Here is a 16,613-nt window from a genome sequence, read left to right as displayed (position 1 = left end):
AAAAGTTTTAGCATGATCAAATCGCTTACCTCTGCTACCTTTCTTTCCATTATTCCTTCTTCCTTTAATGCTCAAACTAAAGTCCACGCAAATGCGCAGGGATTTAAAAAAATGTTCATTATCCTTATCGTACTGTTTAGCAGTAGCAATCTCTTTGCCCAAAAGCTTGAGCGTGTAGAGCCGATGTTCTGGTACGTTGGGATGCACAATCCTAAATTACAATTGCTGGTGCACGGCGATAACATTGCCAATACCACCGTGACCTTAACTTATCCAGGGGTTAAACTCGTTAAGGTAAATAAAGTAGAAAATCCCAATTATCTATTTCTCGATTTAACACTTACCACTACCGTAAAATCCGGAAGTTTCCCAATCCACTTCTCCCTAAACGGCAAAAAGATATTCAGTTACACTTACGAATTAAAAAACCGCAATAAAAGCGCGGGTAGGATTCAAGGGGTAACCAACAAAGATTTTATTTATCTGCTCATGCCCGATCGTTTTTCGAACGGCGATAAAAGCAACGATGTGGTTCAGGGTTTAACTGAAACGGCATTAAACCGCGATAGCATGTATTACCGTCATGGTGGCGATATACAAGGCGTAATTAACCATCTCGATTACCTGAAAGATTTAGGTGTAACTACAGTTTGGATGACTCCAGAAGTAGAAAATGATATGCCACAAGCTTCTTATCACGGCTATGCGGTAACCGATCACTATAAAATAGATCCCCGTTATGGTACGAATGCACTTTACAAAAAGTATGTAGAGATTGCCCATGTCAAAGGATTAAAAGTGATTAAAGATATCGTACACAACCATATTGGTACGCAGCATTGGTTTTATAAAGATTTACCGATGAAAAGCTGGTTAAACCAATGGCCAAAATACACCCAAACGAGTTACCGCGATCAGACCGTGATGGATGTACACGCCTCTGCGGCAGATCGTAAACAGATGTTAGATGGTTGGTTTGTGCCTTCAATGCCCGATTTAAACCAGACCAATCCTTATGTGCAGAACTACCTAACTCAAAACCATATATGGTGGATCGAATATGCTGGCATTGATGGTTTACGTTTGGATACTTACGGATATAATGATCCGGTTTATATGGCCGATTGGGCATTAAAAGTTCAGGCAGAATTCCCGCATTTATCCGTTTTTGGCGAAACATTGGTAACCGCGGTGGCTAACCAGGCCTTTTTTACTGGTGGCAATACCGTTAACCGTGGTTTTGATACACACTTACAGGGCATAACCGATGCCACTTTAAAAGATGCTATATACGAAGGAATAAACGGCAAAAACGGTTGGGTAGACGGAATTAATCGTTTGTACGCAACATTGGCCCACGATTTCCTGTATAAAAACCCAAATACCAACTGCATCTTTTTAGATAACCACGATATGAGCCGATTCTATTCGATGGTTGGCGAAGATTTTGATAAATATAAAATGGGAATGAGCATCCTGTTAACCATGCGGGGCATTCCGGAAATGTACTACGGAACTGAAATCCTGATGAAAAACTTTTCTAATCCCGATGGTTTAATCCGTTCCGATTTTCCTGGTGGCTGGGAAGGTGATAAAAAAAACAAATTTATTACCGATGGCCGGACTAACAAAGAGAATGAAGCCTTCAACTTTGTTAAAACCCTGGCAAATTTCCGTAAAAAAAGTCCGGCTTTACAAACAGGAAAATTGATGCAGTTTGTTCCGCAGGATGATATTTATGTTTATTTCCGCTACAATACCGAACCAAAGGGAACTGTAATGGTTATTGTAAACAATACCGAAAAAGAAAAAATATTAAATACTGATCGTTTTGCCGAAAGAACAACAGGCATTACAGCTGCTAAAAATGTAATTACCGGCGAAAACATCGATTTTAAAAACATTAAAGTACCTGCTAAGACCACTCTGGTGTTTGATTTAAGGTAAAAGGTTGAAGGTTTAAGGCGGAAGGTAATTGCCATTTGCCAAAAATAAAGCTACGTCTTGAAACCTGATACTTACTAAAAAATTATAATAAAGATGCAAGAAAATCTCAAATCTCAAATCTCAGATCTCAAATCTCAAATCAAAGCCTGTCTTTTTGACCTCGATGGTGTACTGGTAGATACCGCAGTTTATCACTACAAAGCCTGGAAACGTTTGGCCAATACCATGGGTTTCGATTTTACAGAAGAGCAGAACGAACAGTTGAAAGGCGTTAGTCGCGTAGAAAGTTTGAATAAAATCCTTGCCTGGGGTGGAGTAGAAAAAACCGATACTGAAAAGGAAGAACTCGCTAGTTTGAAAAATAGCTGGTATGTAGATATGATTACTAAGATGACACCGGCCGAAGTTTTGCCCGGAACGGTTGATTTCTTAACAGCGATTCACAAAGCCGGTTATAAACTGGCTTTAGGCTCGGCAAGTAAAAACTCAGGAATTATTTTAGAGAAAACCGACCTTGCCCATTTCTTCGATGAAATTGTTGACGGAAACATGGTCACCAAATCAAAGCCCGACCCAGAAGTATTTTTAAAAGGGGCTGAACTTTTAGGCTTTAAACCTGATGAATGTGTAGTTTTTGAAGATGCTGTTGCAGGTGTAGAAGCTGCAAAAAGAGGCGGAATGAAAGCCATCGGTATTGGCGAAAAAAGTGTGCTTAGCCAGGCAGATGTGGTTGTAAGCGGATTAGACAAATTAACAGTTAAAGATTTAGAGAATTTATAGGTTCGCTGAAGCCGTCATTGCGAGGCACGAAGCAATCTTAAAACGAAAGAAATTCAAATCAATTGTGAGGATGAAAGCTCTGAAAGGAGATTGCTTCGTGCCTCGCAATGACGAAAGTAAAAAGGATGAAGAACTACATTAAAGCAGATGAGTGGAATATTATCGAAGAAGGCTTTGATCCACATTTAAATAAAATTTCGGAAAGTATTTTCAGCTTGGGTAATGGCCGTATGGGCCAGCGCGCCAATTTTGAAGAAACTTATACCGGAGAGACCTTACTTGGGAACTATGTTGCAGGCGTTTATTATCCAGATAAAACCCGTGTGGGTTGGTGGAAAAATGGGTATCCGGAGTATTTTGCCAAAGTACTAAACGCGGCAAACTGGGTTGGTATTGAAGTAAAACTAGACGATGAAATTCTTGATCTGGCAACCGCTGAGGTAAGTGATTTTAAACGTGTGCTGAATATGCATGCAGGATATTTAGAGCGTACTTTTACAGCGAAATTAAAAAGCGGCAAAACCCTAAAAGTTAAATCTACCCGTTTTTGCAGCATTGCAGATGATGAGGTAGGAGCAATCCGCTATAGCATTACCCCATTAAATTTCGATGGTAAATTAACATTAATGCCTTTTATTGATGGCGATGTTAAAAATCAGGACAGTAACTACGACGAAAAATTCTGGGATAAAATTACAGATGAAATTTCGGGAACGGAAGCCTACATCAAATTAAGGACAAAGAAAACAGAATTTGAAGTTTGTACAGGGAGTAATATCGAACTGTATAAAATTGCGGAGAAATTAGATATTAATCCAGAGCCAGTTCGCAAAGAGAAATTCGTTGGACAAACTTTTTCTCTTGATGTTAAAGCAAACGAAGAGATCACTCTGGTTAAAATCGTGGCGAATTTATCTTCAGAAAATTACCCAAAAGAATCACTTTTAAAAGAAACAAAATCGGTAATTGCCAAAGCATCTGCCAAGGGTTTTGATACTTTATTAAAAGAACAAACCGAAGCCTGGGCAAGCAAATGGGAAGAAAGTGATATCATAATCGAAGGTGATGTTTCAGCCCAACAGGCTATTCGTTTCAATATTTTTCAGCTTTTTCAAACCTATACCGGTAAAGATGATCGATTGAATATTGGTCCGAAGGGTTTCACCGGTGAAAAATACGGTGGCTCAACCTATTGGGATACCGAAGCTTATTGTGTGCCGTTTTACCTGGCAACTGCTCCACAGGAAGTAAGTAAAAACCTGTTGGTGTATCGCCATAAACAATTAGGCAAAGCGATTGAAAATGCAGCGAAATTAGGTTTTAAAGATGGTGCCGCACTGTATCCAATGGTAACGATGAACGGTGAGGAATGCCACAACGAATGGGAAATTACTTTCGAAGAAATCCACCGTAATGGCGCCATCGCTTTTGCCATTTTCAATTACATTCGCTACACTGGTGATGAAAGTTATCTTTCTGATTTTGGTTTAGAAGTGTTGATTGGTATTGCCCGTTTCTGGAAACAACGCGTTAATTGGAGCAACGATAAACAGCAATATGTAATGCTTGGCGTAACTGGTCCAAACGAGTACGAGAACAACGTAAACAACAACTGGTACACCAATATTTTGGCTACATGGTGTATGAAGTATGCAACCGAGGCTGCCGGAGTAGTGAAGGCGCAGCAACCTGAAAAATATAACAGCCTGTTAAAAAGCTTAAATTTCGACCAAAAGGAATTTGCCGAATGGGCAGATATCATCGAGAAAATGTATTATCCACAAGATGAAAAATTAGGCATTTTCTTACAACAGGACGGTTATTTAGACAAAGAACAAACTTTGGTTAAAGACCTGCCAGCCAGCGAACGACCAATTAACCAAAAATGGAGCTGGGACAGGATTTTACGATCATGTTTCATTAAACAGGCCGATGTATTACAGGGATTATATTTCTTTGAAGAAGATTACGATCTGGATACTTTGAAACGTAACTTCGATTTTTATGAACCCCGTACCGTGCACGAAAGTTCATTATCACCTTGTGTACACAGTATTTTAGCTGCGAAATTAAATGATGAAGCACGTGCTTATGAATTCTATTTACGTACCGCCCGTTTAGATTTAGATGATTACAACAACGATACCGAAGATGGTTTGCACATCACTTCGATGGCAGGAACCTGGATGAGTGTGGTAGAAGGTTTTGCGGGTATGCGTGTGCGTGACGGAAAACTGCAGTTTAATCCTTTCTTACCTGGCAAATGGAAATCTTTTTCGTTTACCATCGGCTTCAGGGGAGCTACCTTAAAGATCAATATTACCGAAAATGGTATTAATATTAAAAACAACGCGACAATAGATTTAGAAATCGGCATCAGAAACCATATTTATAAATTGGCCGGAAATACCGAAATTGAAGTAAATAACGCAGAATTGGTATGAGAAAGGTTGAGGGTTTAAAGGTTGAAGGTAGAAGGTTAAAGCCACTGGGTTTAACGAAACGAAGGAGCAGTTCAACGTCTCATTTGTCCCCCTCTAGAGGGGGGAGGGGGAGGACCTGCATATTTTATGTTTTCTTTTTACTATTTTCACTATCATCCTTTGCACAAAAACAGCATACAAAAATGAACGATAAGCAGATCGTTATTTATCAGTTATTGCCCCGCTTATTTGGGAATAAAAATACTACTAATACGCCTTACGGAACAATTGAACAAAATGGTTCTGGTAAGTTTAACGATATTACCGACAAAGCTTTAGATGGTATAAAAGAACTCCATGTCAACTATGTTTGGTATACCGGAGCACTTGCCCATGCTAGCTTGACAGATTATTCTGCCTACGGAATTAAGGTCGATGATGCCGATGTGGTAAAGGGTAGAGCAGGATCTCCTTATGCCATCCGCGATTATTACGATGTAGATCCCGATCTGGCTGTTGATGTTAAAAACAGGATGAAGGAGTTTGAAGCGCTGGTGAAAAGAACACATGCCAAAAACTTAAAGGTGCTGATCGATTTTGTTCCCAATCACGTAGCCAGAAGTTATCATTCCTATGCAAAACCAAAAAATGTAATCGATTTTGGAGCCGAGGATGATGTAACCAAGGCTTTTAGTGCCAGGAACGATTATTACTATAACCCTGGTCAGCCCTTTGCAGCACCAACAAGTGGAACAAAGCAAACACCAATTTCGGTTTTACAGGATGGTAAGTTTGATGAGAACCCAGCAAAAGCAACAGGAAACAATGTGTTTTCTGCACAACCTAAATACGATGATTGGTACGAAACCATTAAATTGAACTATGGTGTAGATTACCAGAACAGTGAAAAACAATATTTCGATCCCATTCCACCGGTTTGGCTAAAAATGCGCGATATTTTAACCTACTGGACCAATAAAGGGGTTGATGGTTTTAGATGTGATATGGCTGAAATGGTACCTATTGCGTTCTGGAACTGGGTAATTCCACAAGTGAAAAAAGTTAATCCCGATTTAATTTTTCTGGGCGAAGCCTACAACCCAAAAGTTTACAAACAATATTTAGACGAAGGCAAATTCGATTACCTCTACGATAAAGTGGGTTTGTATGATGGACTTAAAAAACTTATCAGAAATGAACCAACTGCAGATGTAGCTGCTATTAAACAGGTGTGGCAGGTAGAGAGTGCCGGTTTTGGCAAACACATGTTGCGCTTTTTAGAAAACCACGATGAAGAACGTATTGCATCACCAGGATTTGCGGGCAAGGCCGAGCTGGCTTTACCTGCAATGGTTGTTTCGGCAACATTGGGCGCTGGTGCCGTGATGCTTTATTTCGGACAGGAAGTTGGTGAACCCGGAAAAGGTATGGAAGGATTTGGGGGAGATGATAACCGAACCACTATTTTCGATTATTGGGGTGTTCCCAACCATCAGAAATGGATGAATCATGGTGCTTTTGATGGCAAACAATTAGCTGAAAATGAACAGAAATTACGCGCCTATTATCAACAGTTATTAAAGGTTACTTCAACGAGCGATGCCGTAATTAATGGTGAAATTTATGAGGTTCCTATTGCAGGTAATATGAATAATCGCATGTATGCTTTTATCCGTTACTCTGGTAAACAACGTTTATTGGTAGTGGCCAATTTTGATCGGACACAAACCTTAACTGCCAATATCGAAATCCCTGATCAGATTTTAAAAGTTAAACATTCAGCTCCGGTTACAGATCTGTTAACAGACAGAAAGTTAAATATCCCAGCGGGAACAAGCATACCCGTAACCCTTGCGCCAGTTAGTGCACAGGTGATTGAATTTTAAGATAAAAAAATGAATTAACCGCAAAGAACGCTAAGTGCTTCTCAAAGTAAGCAGAGATCTGATTTTAATTTCTGCTTTGCGTCTCTTTGCTTCTTCACTCTGTGCCCTTTGCGGTTAAAAACTAAACCAAATACAATGAGCTTAAAAACAATATTCGAGAACCCAAAATTAACACTCGTACAGATCATTAACATGAGCGTTGGTTTTTTTGGGATTCAGTTCGGTTGGGATTTACAGCGTGCAAACATGGGCCGTATTTACGAAAACCTGGGTGCCAATCCCGATCAGGTTCCATTATTGTTTTTGGCCGCGCCCTTAACTGGTTTATTTGTGCAGCCAATCATTGGATATTTAAGCGATCGTACCTGGCACCCAAAATGGGGTAGAAGAAGGCCATATTTTATGATCGGGGCCATTGTGAGTAGCATTGCCTTAATCTTTATGCCACATAGCAGTGTGCTTTGGATGGCAGCTGGTTTGCTTTGGATTCTGGATGTTTTTGGGAACATTGCAATGGAACCTTTCCGTGCATTTGTTACCGATAAATTACCCGATAGTCAGGTGAACAGAGGTTTTATTATGCAGAGTATGATGATCGGTTTGGGCGGAAGTGTAGCCTCGGCCTTACCTTGGATTATGAACAATGTATTCCACTTAACCAATACCGCAGCACAGGGGAGTATTCCAGAAAACGTAAAGTTCTCTTTTTATATCGGCGCTTTTTTCTTCTTCGCTGCCGTATTATGGACGGTTTTTACCACTAAAGAATATCCACCTCAGGATGTAGATTTTAAAGAAAAAGTAAAAGAAAGCAATAAAGGTTTTGGTGGTGGTGCGAGGGAAATTTTTCATGCCCTAAGGAATATGCCCAAAAGAATGCAGATTGTTTCTTTGGTTCAGTTTTTTACCTGGCCAGGTTTATTTTTAATGTGGTTTTATTATACCACGGCCGTTGCCGTTAATGTTTTTGGTGGAAAAGATGCTGCCGACCCGGTTTATGCACAAGGTGCCGATTTTGGAAGTTTAACCCTTGCTTATTACAGCGTAATTACTTTTCTGTTTGCATTAGTGCTACCTAAAATTGCCGATGCATTAGGGCGAAAAACCACACATGCTTTATGCTTAATCTGTGGGGCAATCGGTTTAATCAGTGTGGCATGGGTGCATGATAAGAATATGCTTTATCTCTGTATGACGGGAGTGGGGATTGCCTGGGCCAGCATTCTTTCTATGCCTTACGCCATGTTGAGTGGATCTTTACCCAAAGATAAAATCGGGATCTACATGGGCATTTTCAACTTTTTTATTGTACTGCCAGAGATTATTGCCTCGTTAGGTTTCGGTTGGTTAATGCGCAATGTATTAAATAACGATAGACTTTTAGCTGTTCAGATCGGTGGGGGATTAATGGTTTTAGCAGCTATTATCTGTTATATTTTCATTAAGGAAACTAAAAAAACAGATGAAGTTTTAGCTTCAAAGCTTGGAGTAGAAGAAAATAGATCGGTTTAAAGATATTCCTTGGTCTGTGTCCTTACAGACCAATGTGATATAATTCCAATACGATATAATTTCGGTCTGTGGAAACACTGACCGAGGCGGATAAGTTATGTCTATCTCCCTAGTTTGTGTCTCCACGAACCAGAATAAGCACTTTTTGTATTAAACCTTAAAATTTTTTAACCAAATGAAAAAAATAATTTACCGCCTCGGTTCGTGTCTGCACGAAACGAATAAAGCAAAAAAGATTGTCTACCTATTGCTATTGGTAATAACGCTTAATAGCGCCTGTAAAAAAGCATCAACAGATGACGGCCTAGAACCAACGCAAACGAACCAAACAGCAGATTTACCTGTAGGGGCCAAAGATGGTGTGGTATTTATTAATAAGGGTACATCAGCAATTGTAACCTTATATGCCCCTGGCAAAAAATCAGTTGTGCTAATTGGCGAATTTAACGATTGGTCTGCCACTTCAGCAACAATGAAAAATACGCCCGATGGAAATTATTGGTGGGTTCAGGTAGATAATTTAAACCCGAATACAGAATATGCCTATCAGTTTTTTGTAGATGGAAACTTAAAGGTGGCTGATCCTTATTGCGAGAAAATACTTGATCCTGACAACGATAAATATATTACTGCGGCAACGTACCCAAATTTAAAAGCCTATCCTACAGGTAAAACAACAGGAATTCTAAGTGTTATGCAAGCTAACCAGCCAACTTACACTTGGAAAAATACTAGTTTTTCCCGTCCAAATAAAAATGATTTGGTGATTTACGAATTGCTGATCCGCGATTTTACCACCGATCATAATTATGCCTCTACATTGGCCAAACTCGATTATTTAATTGGTTTGGGTATCAATGCAATTGAATTAATGCCGGTAAATGAGTTTGAAGGGAATTTAAGCTGGGGTTATAATCCATCATTTTATTTTGCACCAGATAAATATTATGGGACTAAAACCGCGCTGCAAAACTTTATCGATGAATGCCATGGAAGGGGGATTGCCGTAATTATGGATATGGTGTTGAACCATTCTTTCGGTCAGTCACCAATGGTACAATTGTATTTTGATGGCTCAAAACCCACTACAAATAGCCCATGGTTTAATGTTGATGCCAAACATCCATTTAATGTAGGTTATGATTTTAATCATGAAAGCCCAGCCACTAAAAAATTCTCTAAAGATGTAATGAAGTTTTGGATGCAACAATATAAAATTGATGGCTTCCGTTTCGATCTGTCAAAAGGATTTACACAGAAATCGTCAACTGATGATGCCCAATTTAGACTATATGATGCTGGTAGGATTGCTACCTGGAAAGACTACAATGGCTACATTAAAACTATAGATCCTAATTTTTATGTGATTTTGGAGCATTTTGCAGAAGAATCAGAAGAAAAGGTTTTGGCCGATGACGGAATGATGCTCTGGAACAACATGAATTATAACATGAATGAGGCAACAATGGGTTGGTTAGATAATTCTAATTTTCAATGGGGTTTTTATGCCAATCATGGGTTTACGAAGTCTGAAAATTTGGTTGGATATGGCGAAAGTCATGATGAGGAAAGGTTGAATTTTAAAAACATTAGCTATGGTAATGCGTTAGGCAGTTATATAATTAAAGGAAACTTAGCTACTTCTTTAAAAAGAGAAGAATTGGTCGCGGCTTTCTTGTTTAGCATCCCGGGCCCGAAAATGATTTGGCAGTTTGGTGAGCTTGGTTACGATATCAACATCGATTTTAATGGAAGAACGGGAGAAAAACCAATTAAATGGGATTATTATACCGATCCCAACCGTAAAGCTTTGTACGATGCTTATGCTAAGTTTATCAGGTTGAAAAAGAATAACAGCATTTTTAATTCAACCAATTCTACTTATAACCTGACTGGTGGAATCAAATATATTAAACTAATAGAGGGTGCAAATACGGTTGTAGTGGTGGGGAATTTTGATGTGGTGAGCCAAACGGCCAATATTGATTTTGGTTCGTCGGGCACTTGGGTCGATGCCGTTGGAAGCAGCATTAACCTTTTATCAAATAGCTATAACAGAGCTTTAGCGCCGGGAGAATATCACATTTTCAGTAAAATAGCTTTAAAGTAAAAATCTGTAAGTAATAATCTTGTTGTTTTTAGTTAATATTGCGATAACAACTAACAGGTTAATGAACAGTAAACTAGCGCATCACTTATTATGGGAACGATTACGGGTTGGCGATAAAGATGCGTTTTTTGATCTCTACAAGGAGCTTTATTACCCGCTTGTAAATTTCGGGATCAGGGTTTGTGCAGATGCCGATACTTCCAGTGAAGCTACCGATCTTGTTTTTACCACCATTTGGGAGAAACATGAAAGTCTAACCCGTGTTGATAATATTGAGGCTTACCTGCGTACCTTCCTTAAACGCAAACTGCTCAGGATATTAGAAAGAAAGCGCAAAATTAACGATGCGCTTTTTAATGCTGGGGCCGATGGCGATTGGATGGAAATGAGTTATGAAGAGTTTATTGTTAAGGTGCAAAGTGATGAACTGGTGCAACATCAGCTTAAAAATGCCCTCGAAAAACTAACTTTTCGCCAAAAACAGCTGATCCATTTAAAGTTTTTCGACGGATTAAGCTACGAACAGATTGCCGAGCAGAGCAATCAGACCATTAAAACGGCCTATAACACCATTTATGATGCACTTAAAATCCTAAGGAAAGAATTTAACGCGTAAAATTATTTCCGAAGTTTAGCTGGAGTGTGAGGTGGCAAAACTTCGGAAATATTAGGTTAAAAGTCTCTATTTTATGTTTTTGAAGTTGTTTATGGTGTGCTTTGCGTTAACGATAGGAGTGGCATCCTTTTGGTGTCATCCTGAGCCCGTCCAAGGAGAGCCAAAAGATACAGCGGATAGCGTGTTCAAACGCCCAAAAAATTAATAACTTAAAACTTCTGAAGTCTTTCTATTCTCACAGTCTGCCAGTTTGAGATAGTGGGTTTTATATTTTGAAAACAAACATTCCAGTCTCCGTAGGTGCTGTAGCCCCGTTATGCACTCCAATCTTTTTATTGCAATTTAACGCTGCCGGCAATATGTACAGTTTTAATCTTGGTTATAGGCAATAAAAAGGATTTCCGTTACTACCGGGTTTAGAAACAACGGGTTGGTGCTCTTGGTAATGTAACCGACTTAAAAACAATAAGGTATTTATTTTGCACCTTGCAATCCTCAATAGTAAAACAGCCTACGCCACCTAAACCTGACAGCAGCGGGCATCGAACGTAGTGAGATAAAGTGGATGGCAGGGCTAACATTTACCGAAGAGCTTCTGCAATTGCTTTCCCAGAAAAAGAGATTATTTAAACAATAAAATATTTACCAGACCCTTTATAAACTTTAAAATTAGCATTCCTGCAAATTAAATTTCTTCATTGTATTCTCATTCAGGGCACATATTCCGCTATATTAAAAAAAAGTTAAAATTTCCTTAGGAAAAAGTAAAGCTTTTGGGCACTGATATATAAAAGGCAAATTAGAATGGTTGATAGAAGTAAATTCAATGCAGAAGATTTTCTTGTCGATAGCACTTTTCAGCAGTATTGCGCTGCAACAGATAAGCTTTGCATTGGATATTGGGAAAAGTACATTAATGCCCACCCTGAGCAGGCTTTAGTAATTGCAGAAGCAAAAAAACTTTACGTGATATTAAGCGGGAATAAACGCCCATTAAATAAACAGACAGAAAGTTTGAAGGAAACTATGTTTCCTGAGGCGGAAGTAGTTAAACTGAACCGTTATTTATGGTTTAAAATTGCAGCAGCATTAGTTTTAGTGCTTGGCTCGGTGTTCGTTTATAAAACATACTTTAATGATAGTAATACAAAAAACGCTGTACAAGAGGTTTATACTTTTACTACCAAAAGTGGTGAACGTAAAAAAATTAAGCTTCAGGATGGGACATCGGTAATATTAAACGCTAAAAGCTCTTTATCCGTTACCAAAGGTTTTAACGATCAGTTTAGGGAGGTGACCTTAACAGGCGAGGCTTTTTTTGATGTAACCCATGATAAAAATAAACCTTTTAAAGTGCACACAACCGATTTTAACATCAATGTACTCGGTACTGCTTTTAATGTGAAAGCGTATCCTGATGAAATAACATCAGAAGCCACTTTAATCCGTGGCCTAATTACCATGGAGGCCGTAAATGGAAACGGTGGAACCATTACTTTAAAACCAAGTCAGAAAGTTACTTTTTACAAGAGTGTTCCGGCGCAACAAAAAAGCAAATTGCTTAAAACTACGGCCTTACCGCCCGAAATTACGATCAATCATTACACAAAGATTAAAGATAGTACCATTGTAGAAACCGCATGGACACAGAACCGGATCGAAATATATGATCAGGATTTTGATGAGATTAAGAATGTTTTAGAAAAATGGTATAACGTAGAAATCAAATTTACAGATCCTTCAATAGAAAAATACCGTTTTACGGCAACCATAACAAACGAAAGCATTGAAGAAGTTTTACACGCTTTAAAAGCAACCGAAAATAATTTTAAATATGAGATAAAAGGAAAACAGGTAACCATCTCGAAATAGAAAGAAAAAAGGACGGTGTTGGAGCACCGCCCTTACAAATTTCTCTTTTGATTAATTAATGGCAGTTTATGCGCAAACAGATTGCTGCCAAGAACTTTATGCAACCAAAAAAACAAAAATATGATTTATTATTACTTACTGCAAGGGCGCCCAAAATATAAAGCGCTTCTAAAATTCATTATGCTAATGAAACTAGCCTGTATTATGGTTTTCATTACCTGTCTTAATGTTTCGGCATCGGTTTTTTCTCAGGAAAAAATTTCTTTAGATGTTAAGAAAACAAAGCTAGCCAGGGTATTACAGATTATTGAGCAGCAAAGCAGTTACCATTTTGTTTACAGCTCTTCTTACGTCCCGGTAAACAAGGATGTAAGCATTACTGTAACCAATACTTTGGTTACTGATGTATTGGCAGCCATTTTAAACAGAACGAACCTAAAATATTCTGTTTCTGATGGTGGCTTGATTGTGATTAGCAAAAATAAAGAAGTCCCAATTGCGGGCACGGTGAAAGATGCACTTGGAGGTGCTTTGCCCGGAGCAACAGTTAGGGTAAAAGGAACAGGTATAGGTACTTCTACCGATGTGAACGGTAAATTTGCTTTAAATGCACCTGAAAATGCAATTCTGGTAATTTCTTATGCTGGTTTTCAAACCAAGGAAATTGCTATCGGCTCGCAGACCAATATCGATATTGTACTATCAGAAGATACCAAACAGCTTACTGATGTGGTGGTTACGGCTCTAGGTATTAAAAAAGAAAGAAGAGCCTTAGGTTATTCGGTTACACAAATTGGTGGCGAAACCTTAACGCAGGCCCGTGAAAATAACATTACCAACTCTTTGGTGGGTAAGGTAGCAGGTTTAGATATTGCAGGTACTTCGGGTGGTGCCGGAGCCGCAACAAACGTTACTATTCGTGGTGTATCCAGCTTAGGCCCATCAAGTCAGCCATTATATGTCGTAAATGGTATTCCGATGGAAAGTGCGCCAGTTGGTTTTGGCAGCACAATTGGTATTGGCAACAATGGAGGTCAATACGATAATGCACCCGATTTAGGAGATGCGATTAGTAACTTAAACCCTGATGATATTGAAAGTATTTCGGTACTTAAAGGTGCCGCAGCTTCAGCGCTTTATGGTAATAGAGCAAAAGCAGGCGTAATTCTAATCACCACAAAAAGCGGGAAAGGGAACAATATTGAGTTTAGCAGTAATTATGTTGCCGAACAGGTTATGGATAGAACCAACTGGCAATATATATACGGGCAAGGGGTAAATGGCCAGAAACCGGCGACGCAATTGGCTGCTGCTTCTACCGGAAGTTCGAGCTGGGGTGCCAGATTAGATGGTTCTAATGTGGTTCAGTTTGATGGGGTAAGCAGACCTTATTCTGCCCAAGAGGATAACATTGAAGATTTTTATAGAACGGGAGGAACTTTTACAAATACCCTGGCATTAAACAAATCGTTTACTGGTGGAGTAATGCGCTTATCGGCAAGTGATTTAACCAATAGATCGGTTGTGCCTAACTCTGGCTTAAACAGACAAAATTTTACGCTATCGGGTACTTTCGATCCAATAAAGAACTTAGTTATCGATGCACGTTTCAACTATATTTTAGAACAGGCCAAAAATAGACCAATGGTTTCAGATGGTGCAGGTAATGCCAATTATAATGCAGCATTTTTACCAACCAGTGTAAATATTGAAACGCTAAAGCCTGGTAAAAAACCTGATGGAACTGAGCTTTCATACAATACAGGTAATACCTACGCTACCAACCCTTGGTTTGCTGCTTATGATTTTATTCACAATACCAAAAGAGAACGTTTATTGAGTTCTATTAGTGCAAAATATACCTTCGATAATGGATTGTTTTTACAAGCACGTGCCGGTAGAGATTCTTATAATGATAATTACGTTGCAGTTACGCCATCTGGTACAGCTTATGATGCCGACGGAGGTTATACCGAACAGATTAGTAAATTCTCCGATATCAATGTGGATGCATTAATTGGTAAATCTTTTAAAATAGATGATTTTTCAATTACCCCTAATTTTGGTGCAAGTTACCGCCGCACCAAAGGTGCAGGAACCACCAATACCGGTGGATCTTTCCAGATTTTTGGTGTTTATAATTTAGCTAATACCGGGGGGAAAGCAGTTGGAGTTTATCAGACCGATCAGGAAACACAATCCGTTTATGGAACGTTAGAAGTAACCTATAAAGATATTTTATATTTAACAGGAAGCGCGCGTAACGATTGGTTTTCTACCTTGGCAACACCCGGAAGAGATAATAAATTAAATACGATTTATCCATCCATAAGTGGTTCATTTGTTTTTACAGAATTATGGAAACCGTCTTTTTTGAGTTTTGGTAAATTAAGGGCAGGTTATGCAAACGTTGGTCAGGCAACTAGTCCTTTCCAAACACAGCTTTACTATAATTTGCGCAGTGAAACCATTAATGGTAGCTCGCTCGGAAATATTGTGAATGCTGCAATCCCAAACGCTACACTAAAAGCTTCAAGTGCCAGTGAGCTGGAAATCGGTACAGAGATGAGGTTTTTTGGTGATCGCCTTAGTGTTGATTTTACCTGGTACAACAAAAAATCGAAAGATGAAATCCTTGCCGTTCCTACTTCAACCACAACCGGTTATAACGGGGCATTTTTAAATATTGGCAAGTTGCAAAACCGTGGTGTTGAAGCCTTAGTATCGGGCGTTGTTTTAAAGAATAAAGATTTCAGCTGGACATCTAGTGTAAATGGATCTTATAACGATAACAAGGTAATTACATTAGCTCCAGGAACTGCATCACAACCATTGGCAACTTCAAGAAGTAACGTAGGTTTTTTACAAAATTTAGAAGGATTGGCTATTGCACAGGTAATGGCTTACGATTATAAATACGATGCCAACGGTAATATTATAAAAGACACCAATGGTATTCCTGAAAGAGGGGAGTTGAAACCTTATGGCTCGGCCTATAATAAGTGGACTGCCGGTTGGAATAACGAGTTTAACTATAAAGGTGTTAACTTTTCATTCCTGATTGATGGTAAATGGGGCGGTAAAATTTTCTCTGCAACGGATTATTATGGTTATGTGTTTGGTTTGCACCAGGCTACTTTAGAAAATCGCGATGCTTTAGGCATAAATGCAGCAAATTATTACAGCACTTTTGCCAATAATGTATCAAAACAGTTTGTTCAGGATGCAAGTTTTATCAAATTCAGACAAGTTATTCTGGGCTATAATTTCCCTGGAAAAATATTCAATAATAAGATTAAAGGTTTAAATGTGAGTTTTGTTGGCCGTAATTTATTCATCCTGATGAAGAAAACAGACAACATCGATCCTGAATCGAGCTATAATGCAACCATTCCGGGTATGGAGCTGGGTGGAGTACCACCAGTGCGCACCTACGGTTTAAATTTAAGTGTTAAGTTATAATCCTT

The 16,613-nt window shown here is 38.9% G+C and carries 9 protein-coding genes; all 9 read left to right on the top strand.

Translation table 11 applies throughout. The features are described from left to right. The first annotated feature begins 12 nt into the window (after positions 1-12). The 9 genes from EZ456_RS21250 to EZ456_RS21210 all read left to right on the top strand — a co-directional run bounded on the left by EZ456_RS21250 (position 13) and on the right by EZ456_RS21210 (position 16,608). Entirely contained in the window at positions 13-1,947 is a 1,935-nt protein-coding gene (locus EZ456_RS21250; protein ID WP_131533645.1) for a glycoside hydrolase family 13 protein, read from the top strand. A 93-nt stretch (positions 1,948-2,040) separates the two neighbouring features. Next, positions 2,041-2,727, top strand: coding sequence for a beta-phosphoglucomutase (pgmB, locus tag EZ456_RS21245; protein WP_131533643.1), 687 nt, complete (start codon positions 2,041-2,043; stop codon positions 2,725-2,727). Positions 2,728-2,852: 125 nt separating this feature from the next. Then, on the top strand, positions 2,853-5,171 hold the full coding sequence (locus EZ456_RS21240) for a glycoside hydrolase family 65 protein (protein ID WP_131533713.1): 2,319 nt from the start codon (positions 2,853-2,855) through the stop codon (positions 5,169-5,171). Positions 5,172-5,353: 182 nt separating this feature from the next. Next, positions 5,354-7,036: an alpha-amylase family protein gene (locus tag EZ456_RS21235; RefSeq protein ID WP_131533641.1), complete on the top strand. Its 1,683-nt coding sequence runs from the start codon at positions 5,354-5,356 to the stop codon at positions 7,034-7,036. Positions 7,037-7,171: 135 nt separating this feature from the next. Further along, positions 7,172-8,548: an MFS transporter gene (locus EZ456_RS21230; protein WP_131533639.1), complete on the top strand. Its 1,377-nt coding sequence runs from the start codon at positions 7,172-7,174 to the stop codon at positions 8,546-8,548. Positions 8,549-8,723: 175 nt separating this feature from the next. After that, on the top strand, positions 8,724-10,658 hold the full coding sequence (locus EZ456_RS21225; protein WP_131533637.1) for an alpha-amylase family glycosyl hydrolase: 1,935 nt from the start codon (positions 8,724-8,726) through the stop codon (positions 10,656-10,658). 61 nt (positions 10,659-10,719) lie between these two features. Beyond that, complete coding sequence (locus tag EZ456_RS21220; RefSeq protein WP_131533635.1) at positions 10,720-11,274, top strand: RNA polymerase sigma factor; 555 nt, start codon at positions 10,720-10,722, stop codon at positions 11,272-11,274. Positions 11,275-12,078: 804 nt separating this feature from the next. Then, positions 12,079-13,146 (top strand): FecR family protein, encoded by a 1,068-nt coding sequence (locus EZ456_RS21215; protein ID WP_131533633.1) that lies wholly within the window; start codon positions 12,079-12,081, stop codon positions 13,144-13,146. A gap of 186 nt (positions 13,147-13,332) precedes the next feature. Further along, positions 13,333-16,608 (top strand): SusC/RagA family TonB-linked outer membrane protein, encoded by a 3,276-nt coding sequence (locus EZ456_RS21210; protein ID WP_225876590.1) that lies wholly within the window; start codon positions 13,333-13,335, stop codon positions 16,606-16,608. Positions 16,609-16,613: the final 5 nt, after the last annotated feature.

This window comes from Pedobacter psychrodurus (assembly GCF_004331735.1).
Lineage (GTDB): Bacteria > Bacteroidota > Bacteroidia > Sphingobacteriales > Sphingobacteriaceae > Pedobacter > Pedobacter psychrodurus.
The sequence above is the reverse complement of the archived record's forward strand: the minus strand, read 5'-3'. Positions and strand labels throughout refer to the sequence as shown.

What these genes read in the sequence shown, in the direction of transcription:
- EZ456_RS21250 (WP_131533645.1), top strand. Translation starts at nt 13, where the DNA reads ATGATCAAATCGCTTACCTCTGCTACCTTTCTTTCCATTATTCCTTCT.
- pgmB (WP_131533643.1), top strand. Translation starts at nt 2,041, where the DNA reads ATGCAAGAAAATCTCAAATCTCAAATCTCAGATCTCAAATCTCAAATC.
- EZ456_RS21240 (WP_131533713.1), top strand. Translation starts at nt 2,853, where the DNA reads ATGAAGAACTACATTAAAGCAGATGAGTGGAATATTATCGAAGAAGGC.
- EZ456_RS21235 (WP_131533641.1), top strand. Translation starts at nt 5,354, where the DNA reads ATGAACGATAAGCAGATCGTTATTTATCAGTTATTGCCCCGCTTATTT.
- EZ456_RS21230 (WP_131533639.1), top strand. Translation starts at nt 7,172, where the DNA reads ATGAGCTTAAAAACAATATTCGAGAACCCAAAATTAACACTCGTACAG.
- EZ456_RS21225 (WP_131533637.1), top strand. Translation starts at nt 8,724, where the DNA reads ATGAAAAAAATAATTTACCGCCTCGGTTCGTGTCTGCACGAAACGAAT.
- EZ456_RS21220 (WP_131533635.1), top strand. Translation starts at nt 10,720, where the DNA reads ATGAACAGTAAACTAGCGCATCACTTATTATGGGAACGATTACGGGTT.
- EZ456_RS21215 (WP_131533633.1), top strand. Translation starts at nt 12,079, where the DNA reads ATGGTTGATAGAAGTAAATTCAATGCAGAAGATTTTCTTGTCGATAGC.
- EZ456_RS21210 (WP_225876590.1), top strand. Translation starts at nt 13,333, where the DNA reads ATGAAACTAGCCTGTATTATGGTTTTCATTACCTGTCTTAATGTTTCG.